At 64.6% G+C, this 20,849-nt stretch carries 18 protein-coding genes; 15 read left to right on the top strand and 3 right to left on the bottom strand.

The features are described 5' to 3' along the window. Positions 1 to 187: 187 nt before the first annotated feature. The 4 genes from tauA to tauD all read left to right on the top strand — a co-directional run bounded on the left by tauA (position 188) and on the right by tauD (position 3,801). On the top strand, positions 188 to 1,159 hold the full coding sequence (gene tauA, locus AB688_RS03475) for a taurine ABC transporter substrate-binding protein (RefSeq protein WP_063542208.1): 972 nt from the start codon (positions 188 to 190) through the stop codon (positions 1,157 to 1,159). 58 nt (positions 1,160 to 1,217) lie between these two features. Beyond that, entirely contained in the window at positions 1,218 to 2,009 is a 792-nt protein-coding gene (tauB, locus tag AB688_RS03470) for a taurine ABC transporter ATP-binding subunit (RefSeq protein ID WP_054891660.1), read from the top strand. Next, positions 2,006 to 2,845, top strand: a complete 840-nt coding sequence (tauC, locus tag AB688_RS03465) for a taurine ABC transporter permease TauC (RefSeq protein ID WP_063542206.1) — start codon at positions 2,006 to 2,008, stop codon at positions 2,843 to 2,845. The genes tauB and tauC overlap by 4 nt, the downstream gene beginning before the upstream one ends. A gap of 122 nt (positions 2,846 to 2,967) precedes the next feature. After that, positions 2,968 to 3,801 carry a taurine dioxygenase gene (gene tauD / locus AB688_RS03460; RefSeq protein WP_063542204.1) on the top strand — a complete coding sequence of 278 codons (834 nt, stop codon included), beginning with the start codon at positions 2,968 to 2,970 and terminating at the stop codon, positions 3,799 to 3,801. A gap of 69 nt (positions 3,802 to 3,870) precedes the next feature. On the opposite strand, the gene betT is transcribed toward tauD, so the two are convergent. Together betT and epsC are read right to left on the bottom strand one after the other, a co-directional pair. Further along, positions 3,871 to 5,832, bottom strand: coding sequence for a choline transporter BetT (gene betT / locus AB688_RS03455; RefSeq protein WP_196759892.1), 1,962 nt, complete (start codon positions 5,830 to 5,832; stop codon positions 3,871 to 3,873). 312 nt (positions 5,833 to 6,144) lie between these two features. Further along, on the bottom strand, positions 6,145 to 7,083 hold the full coding sequence (gene epsC / locus AB688_RS03450; RefSeq protein WP_063542200.1) for a serine O-acetyltransferase EpsC: 939 nt from the start codon (positions 7,081 to 7,083) through the stop codon (positions 6,145 to 6,147). A gap of 283 nt (positions 7,084 to 7,366) precedes the next feature. Here epsC and tcyJ point away from each other — a divergent pair, with 283 nt between their 5' ends. The 9 genes from tcyJ (at position 7,367) to AB688_RS03405 (ending at position 16,363) form a co-directional block, all read left to right on the top strand. Further along, positions 7,367 to 8,161: a cystine ABC transporter substrate-binding protein gene (tcyJ, locus tag AB688_RS03445; RefSeq protein ID WP_054891655.1), complete on the top strand. Its 795-nt coding sequence runs from the start codon at positions 7,367 to 7,369 to the stop codon at positions 8,159 to 8,161. Then, positions 8,158 to 8,826, top strand: a complete 669-nt coding sequence (gene tcyL, locus AB688_RS03440) for a cystine ABC transporter permease (protein WP_054891654.1) — start codon at positions 8,158 to 8,160, stop codon at positions 8,824 to 8,826. Before tcyJ ends, tcyL begins: the two co-directional genes overlap by 4 nt. Before the next feature lie 2 nt (positions 8,827 to 8,828). Next, positions 8,829 to 9,590 carry an L-cystine ABC transporter ATP-binding protein TcyN gene (tcyN, locus tag AB688_RS03435; RefSeq protein WP_063542198.1) on the top strand — a complete coding sequence of 254 codons (762 nt, stop codon included), beginning with the start codon at positions 8,829 to 8,831 and terminating at the stop codon, positions 9,588 to 9,590. A gap of 331 nt (positions 9,591 to 9,921) precedes the next feature. Then, positions 9,922 to 11,163 carry an SfnB family sulfur acquisition oxidoreductase gene (locus AB688_RS03430; protein ID WP_063542196.1) on the top strand — a complete coding sequence of 414 codons (1,242 nt, stop codon included), beginning with the start codon at positions 9,922 to 9,924 and terminating at the stop codon, positions 11,161 to 11,163. Between the two features lie 92 nt (positions 11,164 to 11,255). Further along, a complete protein-coding gene (locus AB688_RS03425) occupies positions 11,256 to 12,437 on the top strand; it encodes an SfnB family sulfur acquisition oxidoreductase (protein WP_063542195.1) in 1,182 nt (393 codons plus the stop codon). After that, entirely contained in the window at positions 12,437 to 13,825 is a 1,389-nt protein-coding gene (locus AB688_RS03420) for an LLM class flavin-dependent oxidoreductase (RefSeq protein ID WP_063542194.1), read from the top strand. Before AB688_RS03425 ends, AB688_RS03420 begins: the two co-directional genes overlap by 1 nt. After that, the gene (locus tag AB688_RS03415) at positions 13,818 to 14,618 is read left to right on the top strand and encodes a MetQ/NlpA family ABC transporter substrate-binding protein (protein ID WP_054891649.1); all 801 of its coding nucleotides are present in this window, start codon (positions 13,818 to 13,820) and stop codon (positions 14,616 to 14,618) included. Before AB688_RS03420 ends, AB688_RS03415 begins: the two co-directional genes overlap by 8 nt. Before the next feature lies 1 nt (position 14,619). Continuing rightward, positions 14,620 to 15,729 (top strand): methionine ABC transporter ATP-binding protein, encoded by a 1,110-nt coding sequence (locus tag AB688_RS03410; RefSeq protein WP_063542192.1) that lies wholly within the window; start codon positions 14,620 to 14,622, stop codon positions 15,727 to 15,729. After that, positions 15,719 to 16,363, top strand: a complete 645-nt coding sequence (locus AB688_RS03405; RefSeq protein ID WP_054891647.1) for a methionine ABC transporter permease — start codon at positions 15,719 to 15,721, stop codon at positions 16,361 to 16,363. Before AB688_RS03410 ends, AB688_RS03405 begins: the two co-directional genes overlap by 11 nt. A 15-nt stretch (positions 16,364 to 16,378) precedes the next feature. Here the strand turns inward: AB688_RS03405 and dibA are convergent, their stop codons facing one another. Beyond that, complete coding sequence (gene dibA, locus AB688_RS03400; protein WP_063542190.1) at positions 16,379 to 18,274, bottom strand: phosphodiesterase DibA; 1,896 nt, start codon at positions 18,272 to 18,274, stop codon at positions 16,379 to 16,381. A 252-nt stretch (positions 18,275 to 18,526) separates the two neighbouring features. Here dibA and desA point away from each other — a divergent pair, with 252 nt between their 5' ends. Together desA and AB688_RS03390 are read left to right on the top strand one after the other, a co-directional pair. Then, positions 18,527 to 19,711 (top strand): delta-9 fatty acid desaturase DesA, encoded by a 1,185-nt coding sequence (desA, locus tag AB688_RS03395; protein ID WP_063542188.1) that lies wholly within the window; start codon positions 18,527 to 18,529, stop codon positions 19,709 to 19,711. A 141-nt stretch (positions 19,712 to 19,852) separates the two neighbouring features. Beyond that, the gene (locus AB688_RS03390; RefSeq protein ID WP_054891729.1) at positions 19,853 to 20,842 is read left to right on the top strand and encodes a GGDEF domain-containing protein; all 990 of its coding nucleotides are present in this window, start codon (positions 19,853 to 19,855) and stop codon (positions 20,840 to 20,842) included. The last annotated feature ends 7 nt before the right edge of the window (positions 20,843 to 20,849 follow it).

Here is a 20,849-nt window from a genome sequence, read left to right as displayed (position 1 = left end):
AGGGCGCTCCGTGAAAAGTTGTGAAAGCGTAGCTTTTCACAAAAATTTCACAACCCGTCCTCTGAAGGCGCCGATTTCTAAGCGTTTTGTCTCCTAAGCTAATTCTGAAAAGTTATTTATTTTGTAATTCTTAGATCATTTAGTCTTCACGTCATTCATCACCCGATGCCTGACGAGAGGTTCGATCATGATCCCCCACGCCCCCCTGCGCCTGTTCGCCGCGCTGACCCTGGCCAGCGCCAGCTGGTTCGCCCAGGCCGCCGACCTGACCGTGGCCTACCAGACCACCGTGGACCCGGCCAAGGTGGCCCAGGCCGATGGCAGCTACGAAAAAGCCAGCCACGCCAGCATCGACTGGCGCAAATTCGACAACGGTGCCGACATCATCGCCGCCGTCGCCTCCGGCGACGTGCAGATCGGCTACCTGGGCTCCAGCCCGCTGGCTGCCGCGACCACCCGCAAGGTGCCGGTGGAAACCTTCCTCATCGCCACCCAGATCGGTGCCGGTGAAGCGCTGGTCGCCCGCGACAGCATCAAGAGTCCACAGGACCTGATCGGCAAGAAAGTCGCCGTGCCCTTCGTCTCCACCGGGCATTACAGCCTGCTGGCGGCACTCAAGAGCTGGAACATCGACCCGTCCAAGGTGCAGATCCTCAACCTCGCGCCACCGGCGATCATCGCCGCCTGGAAACGCGGCGACATCGACGCCACCTACGTCTGGGACCCAGCGCTGGGCGTGGCCAAGGAAAACGGCAAGGTGCTGATCACTTCTGGCGAACTGGCAAAGAAAGGCGCCCCGACTTTCGATGCCTGGATCGTGCGCAAGGACTTCGCCGAGAAGCACCCGGAGATCGTCAAGTCGTTCGCCAAGGTCACCCTTGACGCCTACGCCGACTACCGCAAGGACCCGAAAGCCTGGTTGGCCAATCCAGACAACGTGAACAAGCTCGCCAAGCTGTCCGGCGCCAAGACCGGCGACATCCCGGGCCTGCTGGAGGGCAACGTCTACCCGTTGGCCGCCGACCAGACCGCGGCACTGGGCGCGCCCACCACCCAGGCACTGACCGACACCGCGACGTTCCTCAAGGAGCAGGGCAAGGTCGAGGCGGTGCTGCCGGATTACTCGCCGTACGTAACGGCCAAGTTCCTGCCCAACTGAAGCACCCGCCCAACCGATCGAACCCAGGGGCGCCCTGCGCCCCGAACCGGAGCCCATCATGGCCTTGCTCGAGCTGGAGCGCATCAGCGCACAGTACCCCGGCGCCACCACCCCGGTGCTGGATGACATCAACCTGACGCTGGGGCCACGCCAACTGCTGGTCGCCCTCGGGCCCTCCGGCAGCGGCAAGACCTCGCTGCTCAATCTCATCGCCGGCTTCGTCGCCCCCAGCGGCGGGCGCATCACCCTTGACGGTGCGCCCGTGCAAGGCCCAGGCGCCGACCGCGGCGTGGTGTTCCAGGATGACGCCCTGCTGCCCTGGCAGGACGTGCTCGGCAATGTCGCTTTCGGCCTGGAGCTGGCCGGCGTACCTCGCGCACAGCGTGAAGCCAAGGCACGTGAGATGCTGGCACTGGTCGATCTGGCCGGGTTCGGCGACCGGCGCATCTGGCAGCTTTCAGGCGGACAGAAGCAACGCGTGGGCCTGGCCCGCGCCCTGGCTGCCGACCCCCGCGTACTGCTGATGGACGAACCCTTCGGCGCCCTCGATGCCTTCACTCGCGAGCAGATGCAAGAGTTGCTGCTGCAGGTCTGGCAGCGCACCGCAAAGCCGGTGTTCCTGATCACCCACGACATCGAGGAAGCCGTATTCCTGGCCAGCGAACTGGTGTTGCTGGCACCGAATCCGGGGCGCGTGGTCGAGCGCCTGCAACTGGACTTCGGCCAGCGCTATGCCGCGGGCGAACCGGCGCGGGCGATCAAGTCCGATCCACGTTTCATCGAAACCCGCGAGCATGTGCTGTCGCGAGTCTTTTCCCAACGTGCCGCCCGCCGCGAGGAGTCCGCATGAGCAGCCTGGACCTGCCGGTCGCCGGCAAAACCGACACCCGCACCGCGTCGGCGATCAAGGCCCGCCGCCCGCTGCCGACCCGCTGGATCAGCGCCCTGACCCTGGGCAGCCTGCTGCTGGCCTGGTGGCTGGTGACCGCTGCCGGCTGGGTCGAGCCACTGTTCCTGCCCGCCCCCGGCGACATCCTGGCCAAGGCCTGGGTGCTGCTGACCCAAGGCTATATGGACGCCAGCCTCTGGCAGCACCTGGGCGCGAGCCTGGGGCGTATTGGCGTGGCGTTGCTGGCGGCAACCCTGACCGCGATTCCGGTCGGCATCGCCATCGGCTACAACCGCGTGGCCCGCGGCATCCTCGATCCACTGATCGAGTTCTACCGGCCAATCCCACCGCTGGCCTACCTGCCGCTGATCGTGATCTGGTGCGGGATCGGCGAGTTGTCGAAGGTGCTGCTGATCTACCTGGCGATCTTCGCCCCGATCGCCATCGCCACCGCCACCGGCGTGCGCACCGTCGACCCGGCCAAGCTGCGCGCCGCGCAGTCGCTTGGAGCGAGCAAGGTACAACTGATTCGCCATGTGATCCTGCCCAGCGCCTTGCCCGACATCCTCACCGGCATTCGCATCGGCCTCGGGGTCGGCTGGTCGACCCTGGTCGCCGCCGAACTGATCGCCGCTACCAGCGGCCTGGGCTTCATGGTCCAGTCAGCCGCGCAGTTCCTGGTCACCGATGTGGTGGTGCTGGGCATCTTGCTGATCGCGCTGATCGCCTTTGCCCTGGAGATGGGCCTGCGTGCCCTGCAGCGCCGCCTCGTGCCTTGGCATGGACAAAGTCACTGACCTTTCCGGCCTCATCGCGGGCAAGCCCGCTCCTACAAGTTCACAGAGCTACCTGTAGGAGCGGGCTTGCCCCGCGATGAGGCCCGCAACGACACCGCCAACCGCCCCCATTCGAGACCGACATGAGCCTGACCATCACCCCCCTCAGCCCGGCCCTCGGCGCGCAGATCAGCGGCGTCGACCTGTCCCGCGACATCACCGACGCACAGCGCGACGCCATCGAGCAGGCGCTGCTCGAGCACCAGGTGCTGTTCTTCCGCGAACAATCGATCGACCCCGCCCAGCAGGCCCGCTTCGCTGCGCGCTTCGGCGACCTGCACATCCATCCGATCTACCCCAACGTGCCGGAAACCCCGCAGGTGCTGATTCTCGACACCGCCGTCACCGACGTGCGCGACAACGCGATCTGGCACACCGACGTTACCTTCCTGCCGACCCCGGCACTGGGCGCGGTGCTCAGCGCCAAGCAACTGCCCGCCTACGGCGGTGACACCTTGTGGGCCAGCGGCATCGCTGCGTTCGAAGCCTTGTCGGCGCCCCTGCGCACCCTGCTCGACGGCCTCACGGCCACCCACGACTTCACCAAGTCGTTCCCGCTCGAGCGCTTCGGCACCACTGCCCAGGACCTGGAGCGCTGGGAAACCACCCGCCGCAACAACCCACCGCTGTCGCACCCGGTGGTGCGCACCCATCCGGTGAGCGGGCGCAAGGCGTTGTTCGTCAACGAAGGGTTCACCACGCGGATCAACGAGCTTGCCGACCACGAGAGCGAGGCGCTGCTCAAGCTGCTGTTCGCCCATGCCACACGACCGGAATTCAGCATTCGCTGGCGTTGGCAGGAGAATGACGTGGCGTTCTGGGACAACCGCGTGACCCAGCATTACGCGGTGGACGACTACCGGCCGCAGCGGCGGGTGATGCACCGGGCGACGATTCTCGGCGACGCACCGTTCTGAAACCATTCGCGGGCAAGTCGGAGCGGCGGTTCGGCGCTCCGACTTGCCCGCGAATGGAAGCGCCGCGCGTTACCTGACCAGGTGCAGGAACTGCATGTGCCGCTCGTACTGGTCGAGGATGTCGTTGATGATCTGCTCCTTGCTGTAGCCGACCAGATCATAGTTCTGGCTGCCTTCGGCCAGGTGCACCTCGGCGCGGTAGTAGCGGCGGTTCTTCAGCTCCTGCGTACCCAGCCCACCCAACGCGAACGACGGGGTGAAGTAGCCACGCATCTGCACCTGGTAGATGAACGGCTGTTCCTCGCCATGGCCGATCTTCAGGCTGACGTTGTCGTGGCTCGGGTCGTCCTGGGTGATCAGCGCCAGGCCCTTCTGCTCGAACACCTCGGTCACGTCGGCAATCGCCGGGCGCACCACGTCATCCATGAAGCGATACACCTCGTCGCGTGATGGGAAGTGCACGGCCTGGCTCAAACGCTGGCGCCAGCCACCGCGTCCGCGGCGGGACTGGGCGAACGGTGCCAGCGAGTGCATCTGCGCGATCTGCCGCTGGCTCTCCAGGTAGAACGCCTTGTGCAAGCCCCACATCATGCACAGCAAGATCAGCGAGAATGGCAGCGACGTCAGCACCACCGCCGATTTCAGCGAATCAATGCTGCCAGCGAACAGCAAGCCGCTGGTGACCAGCGCAGTCATCGCGCCCCAGAAGATCCGCAGCCAGTTCGGCCCGTCCTCGTCGGCGTCGCCGCCTTTGGCAGAAAGCGTCGACAGCACCACGGTGCCGGAGTCGGCGGAGGTGACGAAGAACACGAAGCTGATGAGCACGGTGACGGCAATCACCGTCTTGCTCCATGGATAGGTCTCCAGCAGCAGGTACAGGCTCATCGAGGGGTTGTCCAACGCCGACTGCCCCAGCGCGGTCATGCCATGGTTGATCACCTGGTCCAGCGCACTGTTGCCGAAGATCGACATCCACGCGAGGGTGAAGCCCAGCGGGATCAGCAGCACGCCGAAGACGAATTCGCGAATGGTGCGGCCACGCGAGATCCGCGCGATGAACAGCCCGACGAAGGGCGCCCAGGCGATCCACCAGGCCCAGTAGAACACCGTCCATCCGCCCAGCCAGTCGCGATTCTCGCCATAGGCATACACGTCGAAACTCTTGCGCGGCAGGGCGCCGAGGTAATCGCCAAGGTTCTGGATCAGGGTGTTGAACAGGTGCTGCGTGGGGCCGGCGAAGAGCACGAACAACAGCAGCGCGCAGGCCAGGAACAGGTTGATGTCGCTCATCACCCGCACGCCCTTCTCCACCCCGGCAACTGCAACGGCCACCGCTGCACCCATCATCAGGGCGATCAGCAGCACCTGCACCCACTGGCTGTGATCGATGCCGAACAGGTAGTCGAGGCCGGCGTTGAGGTGCAGCACGCCAAAGCCCATGTCCGCACCCAGGCCGAACACCGTGGCGATGATGCCGAAGCCGTCCACTGCGTAGCCGATCGGCCCGTTGATGCGTTTGCCGATCAGCGGGTACAGCGCCGAGCGCAATGCCAATGGCAGGTTGTGGCGGTAGGCGAAATACGCCAGGGCCATGCCGACGAAGGCGAACACGCCCCAACCATGCAGGCCCCAGTGCAGGAACAGGATCTGCATCGCCTGGCGCCCGGCCTCGGCCGTGCCCGCCTCGCCCTGGGGCGGCTGGAGCATGTGGGTCAGGGGCTCGGAGACGCAGAAGAAGAACAACGTGATGCTGATGCCGGCAGCGAACAGCATGCCGGCCCAGGACAGGTAGCTGAACTCGGGCTCGTCATGGTCGGCGCCGAGCTTGATCTTGCCGTAGCCGGACACCGCAGTGACCACCACGAACACCAGGTACAGGGTCATGGCCAGCATGTAGTACCAGCCGACCGTGTTGGCCGCCCAGTTCTGTGCAGCCAGCAACCAGTCGCCCGCCGCTTGCGGGTTGGCGATGACCACCAGGCCGAAGATGAGGATGAAACTTGCCGCGAAGTAGAACACCGGGGGGTTCATGCGGATCTTGCCATTGGCAAGGGAAGGCGTCGGTGCACTCATGAAACGGGCACCTCTACAGCAGTGAAAAGGCTCGGATTGAACGGGTTCAGCAAAGGGAATCCTCCTGTTGAACACCGGCAGCGGACCAGCGTTTTAATTTGAACAAGCGTTCAAGTTAAACATGGATCGGATTTCAATGCGACCTGTGGTCGCTGGCGGGCGACCAGTTGACCTTTGCTCTTTGCCAGCAGTTCCGGCCCTATCGCGGGACAAGCCCGCTCCACTCTGTGGGAGCGGACTTGTGCTGCGATAGGGCCCGCCGGGCCTACCTCACTGTTTGTCCTGGCAATCGAGTTGCAGGTTCGCCTGGGTGATGTTGCTCTCGGCCGGCACGCTGCGCGTCAGCCAGACATTGCCGCCAATGGTCGAACCCTTGCCGATGGTGATGCGCCCCAGAATGGTCGCACCGGCATAGATGACCACGTCATCCTCGACGATCGGGTGGCGCGCCAGGCCCTTGTGCAAGGTGCCCGACTCGTCCGACGGGAAGCGCTTGGCGCCAAGGGTCACCGCTTGATAGATGCGTACGCGCTCGCCGATGATCGCCGTCTCGCCGATCACCACGCCTGTGCCGTGGTCGATGAAGAAGCTCTGGCCGATCTGTGCGCCGGGGTGAATGTCGATGCCGGTGGCCGAATGCGCCAGCTCCGAGCTGATTCGCGCCAGCAGCGGCAGCCCGGCCTGGTAGAGGTGGTGCGCCAGGCGGTGGTGGATGATCGCCAGAATGCCGGGATAGCACAGCAACACCTCATCCACGCTGCGCGCCGCGGGGTCGCCGTGGTAGGCCGCCAGCACGTCGGTGTCGAGCAATACACGCAACCCCGGCAGCGCTTTGGCAAAGCCTTGGATCAGACCCAGTGCGTGGGCATCGACGTCCTTGGGCTCAACCTCGGTATTGCCGTGCCGCGCGGCGTAGCGCAGTTCCAGGCGCGCCTGGTCGAGCAGTGCGGTCAGCGCCGCATCCAGGGTGTGGCCGACATAGAAATCCTCGCCCTCCTCACGCAGGTCCACAGGCCCCAGGCGCATGGGAAACAACGCTCCACATAATTGCTCGAGGATGTCGCGCATCGCCTCGCGCGAGGGCAGTTCGCGCCCGCCCTGCTTGTTGCTGCAACGGCCATTGCGACTGCGCCACTGGTCACGGGCCTGGCGCAGTTCGCTGACGATGCCCGGCAATTGCCAATGGCCGGTCGATGGTTGTTCGCTCACGGTGTTCTCCTGGCTTGCGACGGTGTCGGTAGGTAGAGCCGCCACTTGTAGAAATCACTCTACGGCAAATTCTTCCCTTGGAAAAAACAACGCTTTATTCCATCCTGCACTAAGTCGGGCATAAGCAGCGATGACGGGGACCCGGTTCACGGCTACCCTCAAAACTGCCCTTCAGGGACGAAATAACAGAAAGGAATAATAGATAATTTTTTATTATTCCCTGAGCTATACAGCCCACCCTATAGTCGCCACCCACTACTTAAAACAAAGCGCGGGGACAGCCATGACCAAATTCACCAAACCACTTCTCAATGCCAGCCTGGCCATCCTGCTGGGCACCGGCCTGTTCAGCCACGCCTTTGCGGGTGAGCAGCTCAAGACCATCCAGGAAAAAGGCGTGATCAACGTCGGCCTGGAAGGCACCTACCCACCCTTCAGCTTCGTCGACGAAAACGGCAAGCTGACCGGTTTCGAAGTGGAACTCTCCGAACTGCTGGCCAAGGAGCTGGGCGTCAAGGCCAAGGTCCAGCCAACCAAGTGGGACGGCATCCTTGCCGCGCTGGAATCCAAGCGCCTGGACGTGGTGATCAACCAGGTCACCATCTCCGAAGAGCGCAAGAAGAAGTATGACTTCTCCGAGCCCTACACCATCTCCGGCATCCAGGCGCTGATCCTGAAGAAGAAGGCCGAGCAGCTGAACATCAAGACCGCGCAGGACCTGGCGGGCAAGAAGGTCGGTGTGGGCCTGGGCACCAACTACGAGCAATGGGTCAAGCAGGACGTACCCAAGGCCGACGTGCGTACCTATGAAGACGATCCGAGCAAGTTCGCCGACCTGCGCAACGGCCGTATCGACGCCATCCTGATCGACCGCCTGGCCGCCCTGGAATACGCACAGAAGGCCAAGGACACTCAACTTGCCGGCGAAGCCTTCTCGCGCCTGGAAAGCGGCGTTGCCCTGCGCAAGGGCGAACCTGAGCTGCTCGCGGCAGTGAACAAGGCGCTGGACAAGCTCAAGGCTGACGGCACCCTGGCCAAGCTGTCCGAGAAATACTTCGGTGCCGACGTCACCAAATGATCTCTGAAAGCCTGCAACTCGTTATCGACTCTACGCCCTTCCTGCTCAAGGGCGCGGGTTACACGGTACTGCTCAGTGTCGGCGGCATGTTCTTCGGCCTGGTGCTGGGCTTTGCCCTGGCACTGATGCGCCTGTCGAAGATCCTGCCGCTGGACTGGCTGGCGCGGATCTACGTGTCGTTCTTCCGCGGCACGCCGCTGCTGGTGCAACTGTTCGTGATCTACTTCGGCATGCCACAGATCGGCATCGAACTCGATCCGATCCCCGCCTCGTTGATCGGCCTGTCGCTGAACATGGCGGCGTACATCTGCGAAATCCTGCGCGCGGCGATCTCCTCGATCGACCGCGGCCAGTGGGAAGCCGCAGCCAGCATCGGCATGACCCGTACCCAGGCCATGCGCCGGGCGATCCTGCCCCAGGCCATGCGCACCGCCCTGCCGCCGCTGGGCAACAGCTTCATCTCGCTGGTCAAGGATACCGCCCTGGCAGCGACCATCCAGGTGCCAGAGCTGTTCCGCCAGGCACAGTTGATCACCGCACGGACCTTCGAAGTCTTCACCATGTATCTGGCCGTGGCCGTCATCTACTGGATTCTCTGCAGTATCCTGGCGCACTTCCAGAACCGCATGGAAGCGCGGGTCAACCAGCATGACCAGGAGCACTGAAGATGATCGTAGTAGAAGGCCTGACCAAGCAGTTCAAGGGCCAGACCGTGCTCAAGGGCATCGACCTGACAGTCGAGGCCGGTGAAGTCGTCGCCATCATCGGCCCCAGCGGCTCGGGCAAGACCACCTTCCTGCGCTGTCTGAACCTGCTGGAAACACCCGATGCCGGGAAGATCCGCATCGGCGATATCGATATCGACGCCGACCGCCCGCTCGGCAGCCAGCAAAGCGCGATCCGCCGTCTGCGCCAGCAGGCCGGGTTCGTGTTCCAGAACTTCAACCTGTTCCCGCACCGCACCGCCCTGGAGAACGTCATCGAAGGGCCGGTGATCGTCAAGAAGACCCCGCGCGACCAGGCCCTGGAGCTGGGCCGCAAGCTGCTCGCCAAGGTCGGCCTGGCCGGCAAGGAAGACGCCTATCCAAGGCGCCTTTCCGGCGGCCAGCAGCAGCGCGTGGCCATCGCCCGTGCCCTGGCGATGGAGCCTGAAGTGATCCTCTTCGACGAACCGACCTCCGCGCTCGACCCCGAGCTGGTCGGCGAAGTGCTGGCGACCATCCGCGGCCTGGCCGAAGAGAAGCGCACCATGATCATCGTCACCCACGAGATGAGCTTTGCACGTGATGTGGCGAACCGGGTGATCTTCTTCGACAAGGGCGTGATCGTCGAGCAGGGCGAGGCCAAGGCGCTGTTCGCCGATCCGAAGGAGGAACGCACCCGGCAGTTCCTGCGCAAGTTCCTCGGGACCACTGCTTCGCAAGACTGAAAAGCTCGGCTGGATCTTCGCGGGCAAGTCCCGCTTCCACAGGAGCCGCACCGGCGATGAAGCCTGTGCGGTTCTCTGTGGGTGCGGGCCTTGCCCGCGAAGAGTCCGGCACAGCCAGACAAATGCCTCTCTTCTATTCATATTCCAAAGAGTTAGTTCATAAACTTTTTATAAGCACATAAGGTATATAGACCGGACCACCGGACCCGCCTACATCCGTCGCGACCAGCTGTAGCGACGCATCTACTTCGTGAGGTTCAGGAATGGTCAGGAACACAATCACCCCAGTGCGTAACGCCAGGGCATTGAGTGCAGCCAAGGAGCGGCACTGATGTCCAGCCAACCCAATACCCAATTCCACAGCGATATCGACAGCTCGCCCCTGCTGCTGCCGGCCAAGGTGTTGCGCAATGACGCCGAGGCCCTGCAAGCGGCCCGCGAACTGGCCGAAGTCGCGCGCCAGCAGGCTTCGCGCCGCGACCAGCAACGCAAGCTGCCGTGGGCCGAGATCGAGCTGTTCACCCGCTCGGGGCTTGGCAGCATCAGCGTGCCCAAGGCCCATGGCGGCCCGGATGTGTCGTTCGCGACCATCGCCGAAGTCTTTCGCCTGATCAGCGCCGCCGACCCGGCGTTGGGGCAGATCCCGCAGAATCAGTTCGGCCTGCTGCAACTGCTGCGCCTGACCGCCAGCGAGGCGCAGCAGGCGCTGATCTTCCGCTCGGTGCTGGACGGCTGGCGCATCGGCAATGCCGGCCCCGAACGCAGCACCAAAGACACCTTGACCCTCAAGGCCCGCATCACCCGCGACGGCGACACCTACCGGATCAGCGGCGAGAAGTTCTACTCCACCGGCGCCCTGTTCGCCCACTGGGTGGCGGTAAAGGCCCTGGACGACGAAGGTCGCCAGCGCCTGGCCTTCGTACGCCGTGGCAGCCCTGGGCTGCGCATCGTCGACGACTGGTCCGGCTTCGGCCAGCGCACCACCGCCAGCGGCACGGTGCTGCTCGACCAGGTGCCGGTGGACGCGGACCTGGTGATCGACAACTGGCGTCAGGCCGACCAGCCCAATATTCAGGGCTCGGTCTCGCAACTGATCCAGGCTGCCATCGACGCCGGAATCGCCGAAGCGGCCATCGACGACGCCATCGCCTTCGTGCGTGACAAGTCGCGGCCGTGGATCGATGCCAAGGTCGAACGGGCCAGCGATGATCTCTACGTGATCGCCGACATCGGCCGTCTCAAGCTCGAGCTGCACGCCGCCGAGGCGCTGCTGCGCAAGGCCGCGCAGGTGCTGGACGAAGTCAATGCGGCGCCCATCGATGCCGCTGCGGCGGCGCGCGCCTCGATTGCCGTGGCCGAGGCCAAGGTGCTCACCACCGAGATTTCGCTGCAGGCCAGCGAGAAGCTGCTCGAACTCGCCGGCAGCCGCGCCACCCTCGCCGAATTCAACCTCGACCGCCACTGGCGCAACGCCCGGGTGCACACGCTGCACGACCCGGTGCGCTGGAAGTACCACGCGGTCGGCGCCTATTACCTCAACGGCACGCTGCCTGCGCGGCATTCCTGGATCTGACTTGAGGGCCTTTCGCGGGCAAGCCCGCTCCTACAGGTGATCGCGATCCTCTGTAGGAGCGGGCTTGCCCGCGAAACGCCCCGGAGAACAACATGACCACATCCGTGATCACCAGCGACGCCCAAGCCCTGGCCGTCGCTGAAGACATCGCCCGGCAACTGCACCGCGACAGCGCCCTGCGCGACCGCGAGCGTCGCCTCCCGCACGCCGAACTGGAGCTGTTCACCCGCTCCGGCCTGTGGGCCATCAGCGTACCCAAGGCCTTCGGCGGCGCCGAAGTGTCGAACGTTACCCTGGCCAAGGTCATCGCCCGCATCGCCCAGGCCGACGCCTCGCTCGGGCAGATTCCGCAGAACCACTTCTACGCCCTCGAAGTACTGCGCGTGAACGGCACCCTCGAACAACAGCAGCGTCTCTACGCCGAGGTGCTGGCCGGCAAGCGCTTCGGCAACGCCCTGGCCGAACTCGGCACCAGGACCTCCAGCGACCGCACCACCCGCCTGACCCGCGACGGCGGCGGCTACCGCATCAACGGCCGCAAGTTCTACGCCACCGGCGCGATCTACGCCCAGCGCATCCCCACCTCGGTGGTCGATGACGAGGGCGTGCAGCAACTGGCGTTCGTACCCGCCGACAGCCCCGGTGTGCAGGTGATCGACGACTGGAGCGGCTTCGGCCAGCGCACCACCGGCAGCGGTTCGGTGCTGTTCGACAATGTCCGTGTCGAGGCTGCCGACCTGGTGCCCTTCCAGGCCGCGTTCGAACGCCCGACCACAGTCGGCCCATTGGCCCAGATTCTCCACGCCGCCATCGACACCGGCATCGCTCGCGCCGCAGTCGAGGACGCCCTGCACTTCGTGCGCAACCACAGCCGCCCATGGATAGACGCAGGTGTCGACCAGGCTTCGGCCGACCCACTGACACTCAACAGCTTCGGTCGCCTGAGCATCCGCCTGCACGCCGCCGAAGCACTGCTCGAACGGGCCGGTGAAATCCTCGACCAGGCCCAGCGCGACAGCAACGCCAGCAGCGTGGCCGCCGCCTCCATCGCCGTCGCCGAGGCCCGCGCGATCAGCACCGAGATTTCCCTGGCCGCCGGCAGCACTCTGTTCGAGCTGGCAGGCAGCCGCGCCACCCTGGCCGAACACAGCCTCGACCGCCACTGGCGCAACGCCCGGGTCCACACCCTGCACGACCCGGTGCGCTGGAAGTACCACGCCATCGGCAACTACTACCTCAACGGCGAAAACCCACCGCTGCGAGGGACCATCTGATGAGCAAGCAGATCCTGCTCAACGCTTTCAACATGAACTGCATTGGCCATATCAACCACGGCCTGTGGACCCATCCGCGCGACACCTCGACCCGCTACAAGGACATCGAGTACTGGACCGACCTCGCGCGCCTGCTGGAGCGCGGGCTGTTCGACGGGCTGTTCATCGCCGACATCGTCGGCACCTACGACATCTACGGCGACTCGGTCGACGTCACGCTCAAGGAATCGATCCAGCTACCGGTCAACGACCCGCTGCTGCTGGTCTCGGCCATGGCCGCGGTGACCCGCAACCTGGGCTTCGGGCTTACCGCCAACCTCACCTACGAGCCGCCGTATCTGTTCGCCCGCAGGCTCTCGACCCTCGACCACCTGAGCAAGGGCAGGGTCGGCTGGAACATCGTCACCGGCTACCTCGACAGCGCGGCCCGTGCCATGGGCCTGGAACAGCAGCCCGAGCACGACCGGCGCTACGACCAGGCCGACGAATACCTGCAGGTGCTGTACAAGCTGCTCGAAGGCAGTTGGGCGGACGATGCCGTGGTCGAAGACCGCAAGCAGCGCGTCTATGCCCGGCCCGACAAAGTGCGCAAGGTCGAGCACCGAGGCGAGTTCTACAAGGTCGAGGGCTATCACCTGTGCGAACCCTCGCCGCAGCGCACACCGGTGCTGTTCCAGGCGGGCAGCTCGGCACGCGGCCTGGCATTTGCCGGCAACCACGCCGAGTGCGTGTTCATCGGCGGCCAGACCCACTCAGGCACCCGTGCCCAGGTCGACAAGGTGCGCGCAGCCGCCCTCGCCGCCGGCCGCGACCCTCAGGCGATCAAGGTGTTCATGGGCATCACCGTGATCGTCGCACCCACCGAGGAGCAGGCCCGCGCCAAGCACGCCGAGTATTTGCGTCACGCCAGCGCCGAAGCCGGTGTGGCGCACTTTGCCGCCTCCACCGGCATCGACTTCGCTGCCTTCGACCTCGACGAGCCAATCAACGCAGGCCAGGGCAATGCGATCCAGTCCGCCACCAAGCTCTTGCAGGACAACGTCTGGACCCGCCGCCGCCTGCTGGAACAACACGCCCTGGGCGGACGCTACGTGACCCTGGTCGGTGCGCCTGACCAGGTCGCCGAGCAACTGATCGGCTGGATCGACGAGACCGGCCTGGACGGCTTCAACCTGGCACGCACCGTCACCCCGGAAAGCTACGAAGACTTCATCGACCTGGTGGTCCCCGAACTGCAACGCCGCGGCCGCTACAAGACCGCCTACGCCGAGGGCAGCCTGCGCCAGAAGCTGTTCGCCAGCCCTAGCGCACATCTGCCCGCCGACCATCCCGGCAGCACCTATCGCACCCCGACCAACGCCCCCACCGGAGCCGCGCATCATGCTTGAGAAACTCTATCGGCCCGTCGCGGCCGCCCTGCTGTCCCTGGGCCTTGCCGGCGCCGCGCTGGCAGTTGAACCCCTGAAGATCGGTACCACGGCCGCCTTCGCCATTCCGCTCGAAGCGGCCGTGGCAGAAGCGCACAAGCAAGGCCTGGAGGTGAAGCTGATCGAGTTCAGCGACTGGATCGCCCCCAACGTCAGCCTCAACAGCGGCGACATCGACGTGAACTACTTCCAGCACATTCCTTTCCTGGAAAACGCCAAGGCCGCAGCAGGCTTCAACCTGGTGCCCTATGCACCGGGGATCATCAACAACGTCGGCCTGTATTCGAAGAAGTACAAGCGCTTCGCCGAACTGCCCGAAGGCGCCAGCGTGGCCATCGCCAACGACCCGATCAACAGCGGGCGCGGCCTGCAGTTGCTGGCCAAGGCCGGGCTGATCACGCTCAAGCCTGGCGTGGGTTACAAGGCCACCGAAGACGACATCGTCGCCAACCCGAAGAAGCTCAAGATTCTTCAGGTCGAGGCCGTGCAACTGGTGCGGGCCTACGACGATGCCGACCTGGTGCAGGGCTACCCGGCCTACATTCGCCTGGCCAACAGCTTCGATGCCACCTCGGCGTTGCTGTTCGACGGCCTGGAGAACAAGGAGTACGTGATCCAGTTCGTGATCCGCCCGCAAAGCAAGGACGACCCGCGCCTGGCCAAGTTCGTCGATATCTACCAGCATTCGCCGGCCGTGCGTGAAGCCTTGAACAAGGCCCACGGCAGCCTGTACCAGGCCGGCTGGGAGGGCTGAGATGAGTCGCGCCAGCGCCCTCAGGGCGCCCGTCCCCCACGCCACGCCGGCCCCGGCGCGCGAGCAGGTATTGCGCCCGGAGGTGAACGAGGCTCATGTACGCTTCATCGGGTTGGGCAAGACCTACCCCGGGCAAGCTCACCCTGCCCTGCACGGCATCGACCTGAACATCCGCCGCGGCGAGATCTTCGGCATCATCGGCCGCAGCGGCGCCGGCAAGTCGTCACTGCTGCGCACCATCAACCGCCTGGAGCAACCCAGCGAAGGGCGCGTGCTGATCGACCAGGTCGACATCGCTCCGTTCGACGAGGATCGCCTGGTGTCGCTGCGCCGGCGCATCGGCATGATCTTCCAGCACTTCAACCTGATGTCGGCCAAGACCGTGTGGCAGAACGTCGAGCTCCCCTTGAAGGTCGCCGGCGTGGCCAAGGCCGAGCGTCAGCGCAAAGTGCGCGAGTTGCTGGAACTGGTAGGCCTGGAACAGAAGCATCACGTCTATCCGGCGCAGTTGTCCGGCGGTCAGAAGCAGCGTGTCGGCATCGCCCGCGCGCTGGTGCACGATCCGCAGATCCTGTTGTGCGACGAAGCGACCTCGGCACTGGACCCTGAAACCACCGCCTCGATCCTCGACCTGCTGCGCGATATCAACCAGCGCCTTGGCCTGACCATCGTGCTGATCACTCACGAGATGGCGGTGATCCGCGACATCTGCCAGCGCGTGGTGGTGCTCGAACGTGGCGAAGTAGTCGAGCAGGGCGAGGTCTGGCAGGTATTCGGCGCGCCGCGCCACGAAGTGACCCGCACCTTGCTCGCCCCCTTGCAGACCAAGCTACCCGCAGCCTTGCAGGCCAATTTGCGGGCTCAACCGGTCAGCCAGGACGCTGCCGTGGTGTTGCGTCTGCAACTGGTCGGCGAGCCAGAGCTGTCGGCATTGTTCACCGATCTCGGCGGGCGTGTGCGTCTGCTCCAGGGGGGTGTCGAGACCATTGGCGAGCACGCCTTGGGCCAACTGGTCCTGGCCGTGCGCGGCTCCGCGCTCGGGGCTCATCAACTGCTCGAACGTGCCCGGCGCTGGGCTGCCGATGTGGAGGTGCTGGGTTATGTGGACTGAACGCCTGCTGCAAGGCCTGATCGATACCCTGCTGATGGTGGGGGTGTCTTCGTTGATCGCGCTGCTGGTGGGGATTCCGATGGCGGTGCTGCTGGTCACCAGCGGCAAGGGCGGCATCTACGAAGCGCCGCTGCTCAACCGCGTGCTCGGCGCCTTCGTCAACCTGTTCCGCTCGATCCCCTTCCTGATCCTGATGGTGGCACTGATCCCCTTTACCCGGCTGATCGTCGGTACCACCTATGGCGTCTGGGCGGCCGTGGTGCCGTTGACCATCGCTGCCACGCCGTTCTTCGCCCGAATCGCCGAAGTCAGCCTGCGCGAGGTCGACCACGGCCTGATCGAAGCGGCGCAGGCCATGGGCTGCCGACGCTGGCACATCATCTGGCATGTGCTGCTGCCTGAAGCGCTGCCAGGGATCGTCGGCGGCTTCACCATCACCCTGGTGACCATGATCAACTCCTCGGCCATGGCCGGCGCGATCGGTGCCGGTGGCCTGGGCGATATCGCCTACCGCTATGGGTACCAGCGCTTCGACAGCCAGATCATGCTGACGGTGATCGTCATGCTGGTGGCCTTGGTGGCGGTGATCCAGTTGGGCGGGGATCGGTTGGCCAAAGGCTTGAACAAGCGCTGAGCTGAAATCGAGTTCCTACGACCAGCGCAGGTTCTCGGCCGCCACGGGCCGTCCGAACCAGTAGCCCTGCCCCAGGTCGCACTGCTGCTCCAGCAGCAGTCGCGCCTGCTCGGCCTGCTCGATCCCCTCGGCATGCACCTGCATACCCATGCTCCGCGCCAGGGCGATGATCACCCGCACGATGGCGATGTCGTCTTCGTCATTGGGCAATCCGGCGACGAAGCCCTGGTCGATCTTCAGCTTCTGCACCGGCAGGCGCTTGAGCCGCAACAGTGACGAATAGCCGGTGCCGAAATCATCGATCGCCAAGCGCAAGCCCAGCTCGCGCAGACGGTGCAACTGCTCCAGCGCCACCTCCGGGTCCTCCATCACCGCGCTCTCGGTCACTTCCAGTTCCAGCAGCGCCGGGTCCAGGCCGGTCTCGTCCAGCACCTCGGCCACTTGTCGATACAGGCCACGCTGGCCGAACAGGCGACTCGACAGGTTCACCGCGACGAAGTCCAGCACTCGCCCCTCGGCTTGCCACTGCACCATCTGCCGACAAGCCTGGCGCAGCACCCAGGCATCGATATCGACGATCAGCCCGGTGCGCTCGGCGATCGGGATGAACTCGCCCGGCGGCACCAGGCCGCGCTCGGGATGCTGCCAGCGCACCAGCGCCTCGACCCCGACCATGCTCCCGGTGAACAGGTCGTGCACCGGCTGGTAGAACACGCGCAGCTCTTCCTGGGCCAGGGCACGACGCAGTTCACCGGCGGTCTCGACGCGATGCTGGGCGTGGGCGGTAAGTTCTTCGGTGTACAGCGCATAGCAGGCGCGGCCATTGCTCTTGGCCTTGAACAGCGCCGAGTCGGCATTGCGCAACAGTTGCTCGGCGCTCAGCGCGTCGCTGGGGAACAGGCTGATACCGATGCTCGCACCGATGAACAACTGCTGCCCTTCGAACGCGAACGGCTGGCGAAGGCGTTCGAGGATGCCCTGTGCAGTGGTCGCCGCCTGGGCGACTTGCTGGCACCCCTCAAGCAGTACCGCGAATTCGTCGCCGCCCAGGCGCGCCAGGGTCACGCCGCTACCCAGTTGCTCCTGCAAACGCTCGCCCACCAGCTTGAGCAACTGGTCGCCAATGGTGTGCCCCAGGCTGTCGTTGATGCTCTGGAAGTGGTCGAGGTCGAGCAGCAGCAAGGCGCAGCCACGCTTGTTCGCCTGCGCCGCCGCCAACGCCTGCTCGGCACGGTCGCTGAACAGCAGGCGGTTGGGCAGGCCGGTCAAGGGGTCGTGATGGGCGAGGTAGGCCAGCTCTTGCTCGGAATGCTTGATCGCACTGATGTCGCTGAACACCGCAACGTAGTGGCTCAGCTCACCGCTGTCGTCGCGAATCGCGCAGATCGTCTGCCATTGCGGATAGATCTCGCCACTCTTGCGGCGATTCCAGATTTCTCCGCTCCACTCGCCTTTTTCGGCCAGGGTCGCGTAGATCTGCTGGTAGAAAGGCGCCCCATGGCGTCCCGACTTGAACTTGCTCGGGCGCTGGCCCAGCACTTCGTCCTGGTGATAACCGGTGATGCGCATGAAGGCGCGGTTCACATGCACGATCAGGCCGTTGCGATCGGTCACCAGCACGCCTTCCAAGGTGCTGTCGAAGACCGCTGCCGCCATGCGCAGGCGTTCGCGATCCTCGCTGCGCAGACGCGCACCCACGCCGATGAAGTTGAGCAGCCGGGCCCGTGACACGAAGATCAGCAAGGCGCTGAGCAGCACCCAGACCACCACGTTGATCTGCCGCCCGACGGTCAGCGCCAGGTCGTTGTCGGTCATGCCACGCAGCACCCACTCCGACAGCACCAGCCAGAGGAACGACAACACAACGTAGAGCGCAGCCATGCGCAAGGCGTCGCGAACAGAAACAGACATGTCGGGTGCATCAGTCCATGGAAAATAATGGCGCAGTATAAAGGTTGAAACATGCCGTGACTTTAAATCCCGGCTCATAAATAAGTCGCGGTTCCCGCCGCCCTGGCCCGTCCAGCCTGCCTTGGCGACACCCTCGTCGACGGCAAGGTGACCGGCGGTGACGATCCCGGCGAAAGCACGACTGGTTTTATTTCCCCGTCAAGGGATAATGCGCCCGTTGTTTCCCCTGATTTCCCGAGGGTCTTTCCAACTATGTGGTACAACGGTCTGCTCGACCTGTCGGCCTGGCAACTGGTCGCGGTCACCCTGCTGATGACCCATGTGACCATCGTCAGCGTCACGATTTACCTGCATCGCTACTCGGCGCACCGCTCCCTGGAGCTCAATGCCGGGCTCAAGCATTTCTTCCGCTTCTGGCTGTGGCTGACCACGGCGCAGAACACGCGTGAATGGACAGCGGTCCATCGCAAGCACCACGCCAAGTGCGAAACCCCCGACGACCCGCACAGCCCGGTGTACAAGGGCCTGGGCACGGTCCTGCGCAAAGGCGCGGAGCTGTACCGGGAAGAGGCGCGCAACGAGGAAACCCTGCGCATCTACGGCAAGAACTGCCCGGATGACTGGATCGAACGCAACCTCTACTCGCGCTACAAAATGGGCGGCATCGCCCTGATGGCCGTGCTCGACCTGCTGCTGTTCGGCACCATCGGCATCACCATCTGGGCCATCCAGATGATGTGGATTCCGTTCTGGGCCGCCGGCGTGGTCAATGGCCTGGGCCATGCGGTCGGCTATCGCAACTTCGAATGCCGCGACGCCGCCACCAACCTGGTGCCCTGGGGCATCATCATCGGCGGCGAAGAGCTGCACAACAACCACCACACCTACCCCAATTCGGCCAAGCTGTCGGTGCGCCGCTGGGAGTTCGACATGGGCTGGATGTGGATTCGCCTGCTGTGCCTGCTGCGCCTGGCCAAGGTGCAGCGCGTGGCGCCGATCGCCCACCGAGTCGAAGGCAAGGCCTCGTTGGACATGGACACCGCCATGGCGATCCTCAACAACCGCTTCCAGATCATGGCCCAGTACCGCAAGCTGGTGATTGGCCCGCTGGTCAAGCAGGAGCTGGAAAAGGTCGATACCTCGGTGCGCCACCACTTCCGCCGCGCCAAGCGCCTGCTGTCACGCGAGACCAGCCTGCTGCAGGATCGCCACCACGTACGCATCGAATCGATGCTGACGCACAGCCAGACGCTCAAGACCATCTACGAGAAGCGTCTGGCGCTGCAACAGATCTGGGCACGCACCAGCGCCAACGGCCACGACATGCTGGCGGCCATGAAAGACTGGGTACACGAGGCCGAAGCCAGCGGTATCCAGTCGCTGCGCGACTTCGCCGCACAGCTCAAGACCTACTCCCTACGCCCTACCGGCGCTTGACTGCCGTTGATCGGCATGCCCCGCCCGAGGGCATGCCGACCGGAACTTCACCCCCCCTGCTCGACTCAAAATCGGCATATCGCCCGCGTGGCGGGCCGAGTCGTGGCCGCACGCACATTCGTCGAGATCCGATCCGTGCACATGGCCAAAGAACGTCACCCCTCGATCCAGGCCGGTCCGCCCCGCCCCGAAGCTGCCCAGACCCTGCTCGCCCTGCTGCATGCCCAGGGTGAAGTGGCGCGCCTGAGCGAGCGCGAGCAGCTCTACAGCTCGCTGCTCGACAGCGTCAACGCCGTGCTCTGGGCCTTCGACTGGGAAACCCGCCAGGTGCTGTACGTCAGCCCCGCCTACGAGCGTATTTTTGGCCGCCCGGCCAGCCTGGTGATGGCCGACTACAACGAGTGGCGCGACGCAATCCACCCCGACGACCTCGACTACGCCGAGCGCAGCTTGGCCCAAGTACTCCTCCAGGGCACGGTCGAGGACCGCGAATACCGCATCATCAACGGCGCAGGCGAAGTGCGCTGGCTCAGCGACAAGTGCTACATCAACCAGCAGCGCGAAGGCGAGCGGGTGATCATCGTCGGCATTGCCGAGGACATCACCGAGAAGAAACAGCTCGAAGGCGAATTGCAGCGCCTTGCCACCACCGACGTCCTGACCCAGAGCAGCAATCGTCGGCACTTCTTCGAATGCGCCCAGCAAGCCTTCGACCGCGCCCGCGAAGACGGCACGCCAATGGCATTCCTGCTCCTGGACATCGACGACTTCAAGCACATCAATGACAGCTACGGGCATCCGGAAGGCGACCAGGTGCTACAGCGCATCGCCGACAGCGGCAAGGCAGTGCTGCGTCGGGGCGATCTGTTCGGCCGTATTGGCGGCGAGGAATTCGCGGCGGTATTCCCAGGCTGCACGGCACAGGTCGCCGAGCAGATCGCCGAGCGCTTGCAGCGAGAAATCCAGCGCCTGAGCTTCACCTACGGCCAGCAGACCTACGGCGTGACCGTGAGCCAGGGGCTGACCGAGCTGAGCGATCAGGACACCGACCTGGACAACCTGTTCGGTCGCGCCGACGCGGCGATGTACCAGGCCAAGCGCCAGGGCAAGAACCAGATCGTGCGCGGATGAGCGGTAG

Origin of the sequence: Pseudomonas putida (assembly GCF_001636055.1) — a bacterium.
Classification (GTDB): domain Bacteria; phylum Pseudomonadota; class Gammaproteobacteria; order Pseudomonadales; family Pseudomonadaceae; genus Aquipseudomonas; species Aquipseudomonas machongensis.
The sequence above is the reverse complement of the archived record's forward strand: the minus strand, read 5'-3'. Positions and strand labels throughout refer to the sequence as shown.

Coding starts and splice junctions, on each gene's coding strand:
- tauA (WP_063542208.1), top strand. CDS start 188: ATGATCCCCCACGCCCCCCTGCGCCTGTTCGCCGCGCTGACCCTGGCC.
- tauB (WP_054891660.1), top strand. CDS start 1,218: ATGGCCTTGCTCGAGCTGGAGCGCATCAGCGCACAGTACCCCGGCGCC.
- tauC (WP_063542206.1), top strand. CDS start 2,006: ATGAGCAGCCTGGACCTGCCGGTCGCCGGCAAAACCGACACCCGCACC.
- tauD (WP_063542204.1), top strand. CDS start 2,968: ATGAGCCTGACCATCACCCCCCTCAGCCCGGCCCTCGGCGCGCAGATC.
- betT (WP_196759892.1), bottom strand. CDS start 5,832: ATGAACCCCCCGGTGTTCTACTTCGCGGCAAGTTTCATCCTCATCTTC.
- tcyJ (WP_054891655.1), top strand. CDS start 7,367: ATGACCAAATTCACCAAACCACTTCTCAATGCCAGCCTGGCCATCCTG.
- tcyL (WP_054891654.1), top strand. CDS start 8,158: ATGATCTCTGAAAGCCTGCAACTCGTTATCGACTCTACGCCCTTCCTG.
- tcyN (WP_063542198.1), top strand. CDS start 8,829: ATGATCGTAGTAGAAGGCCTGACCAAGCAGTTCAAGGGCCAGACCGTG.
- AB688_RS03430 (WP_063542196.1), top strand. CDS start 9,922: ATGTCCAGCCAACCCAATACCCAATTCCACAGCGATATCGACAGCTCG.
- AB688_RS03425 (WP_063542195.1), top strand. CDS start 11,256: ATGACCACATCCGTGATCACCAGCGACGCCCAAGCCCTGGCCGTCGCT.
- AB688_RS03420 (WP_063542194.1), top strand. CDS start 12,437: ATGAGCAAGCAGATCCTGCTCAACGCTTTCAACATGAACTGCATTGGC.
- AB688_RS03415 (WP_054891649.1), top strand. CDS start 13,818: ATGCTTGAGAAACTCTATCGGCCCGTCGCGGCCGCCCTGCTGTCCCTG.
- AB688_RS03410 (WP_063542192.1), top strand. CDS start 14,620: ATGAGTCGCGCCAGCGCCCTCAGGGCGCCCGTCCCCCACGCCACGCCG.
- AB688_RS03405 (WP_054891647.1), top strand. CDS start 15,719: ATGTGGACTGAACGCCTGCTGCAAGGCCTGATCGATACCCTGCTGATG.
- dibA (WP_063542190.1), bottom strand. CDS start 18,274: ATGTCTGTTTCTGTTCGCGACGCCTTGCGCATGGCTGCGCTCTACGTT.
- desA (WP_063542188.1), top strand. CDS start 18,527: ATGTGGTACAACGGTCTGCTCGACCTGTCGGCCTGGCAACTGGTCGCG.
- AB688_RS03390 (WP_054891729.1), top strand. CDS start 19,853: ATGGCCAAAGAACGTCACCCCTCGATCCAGGCCGGTCCGCCCCGCCCC.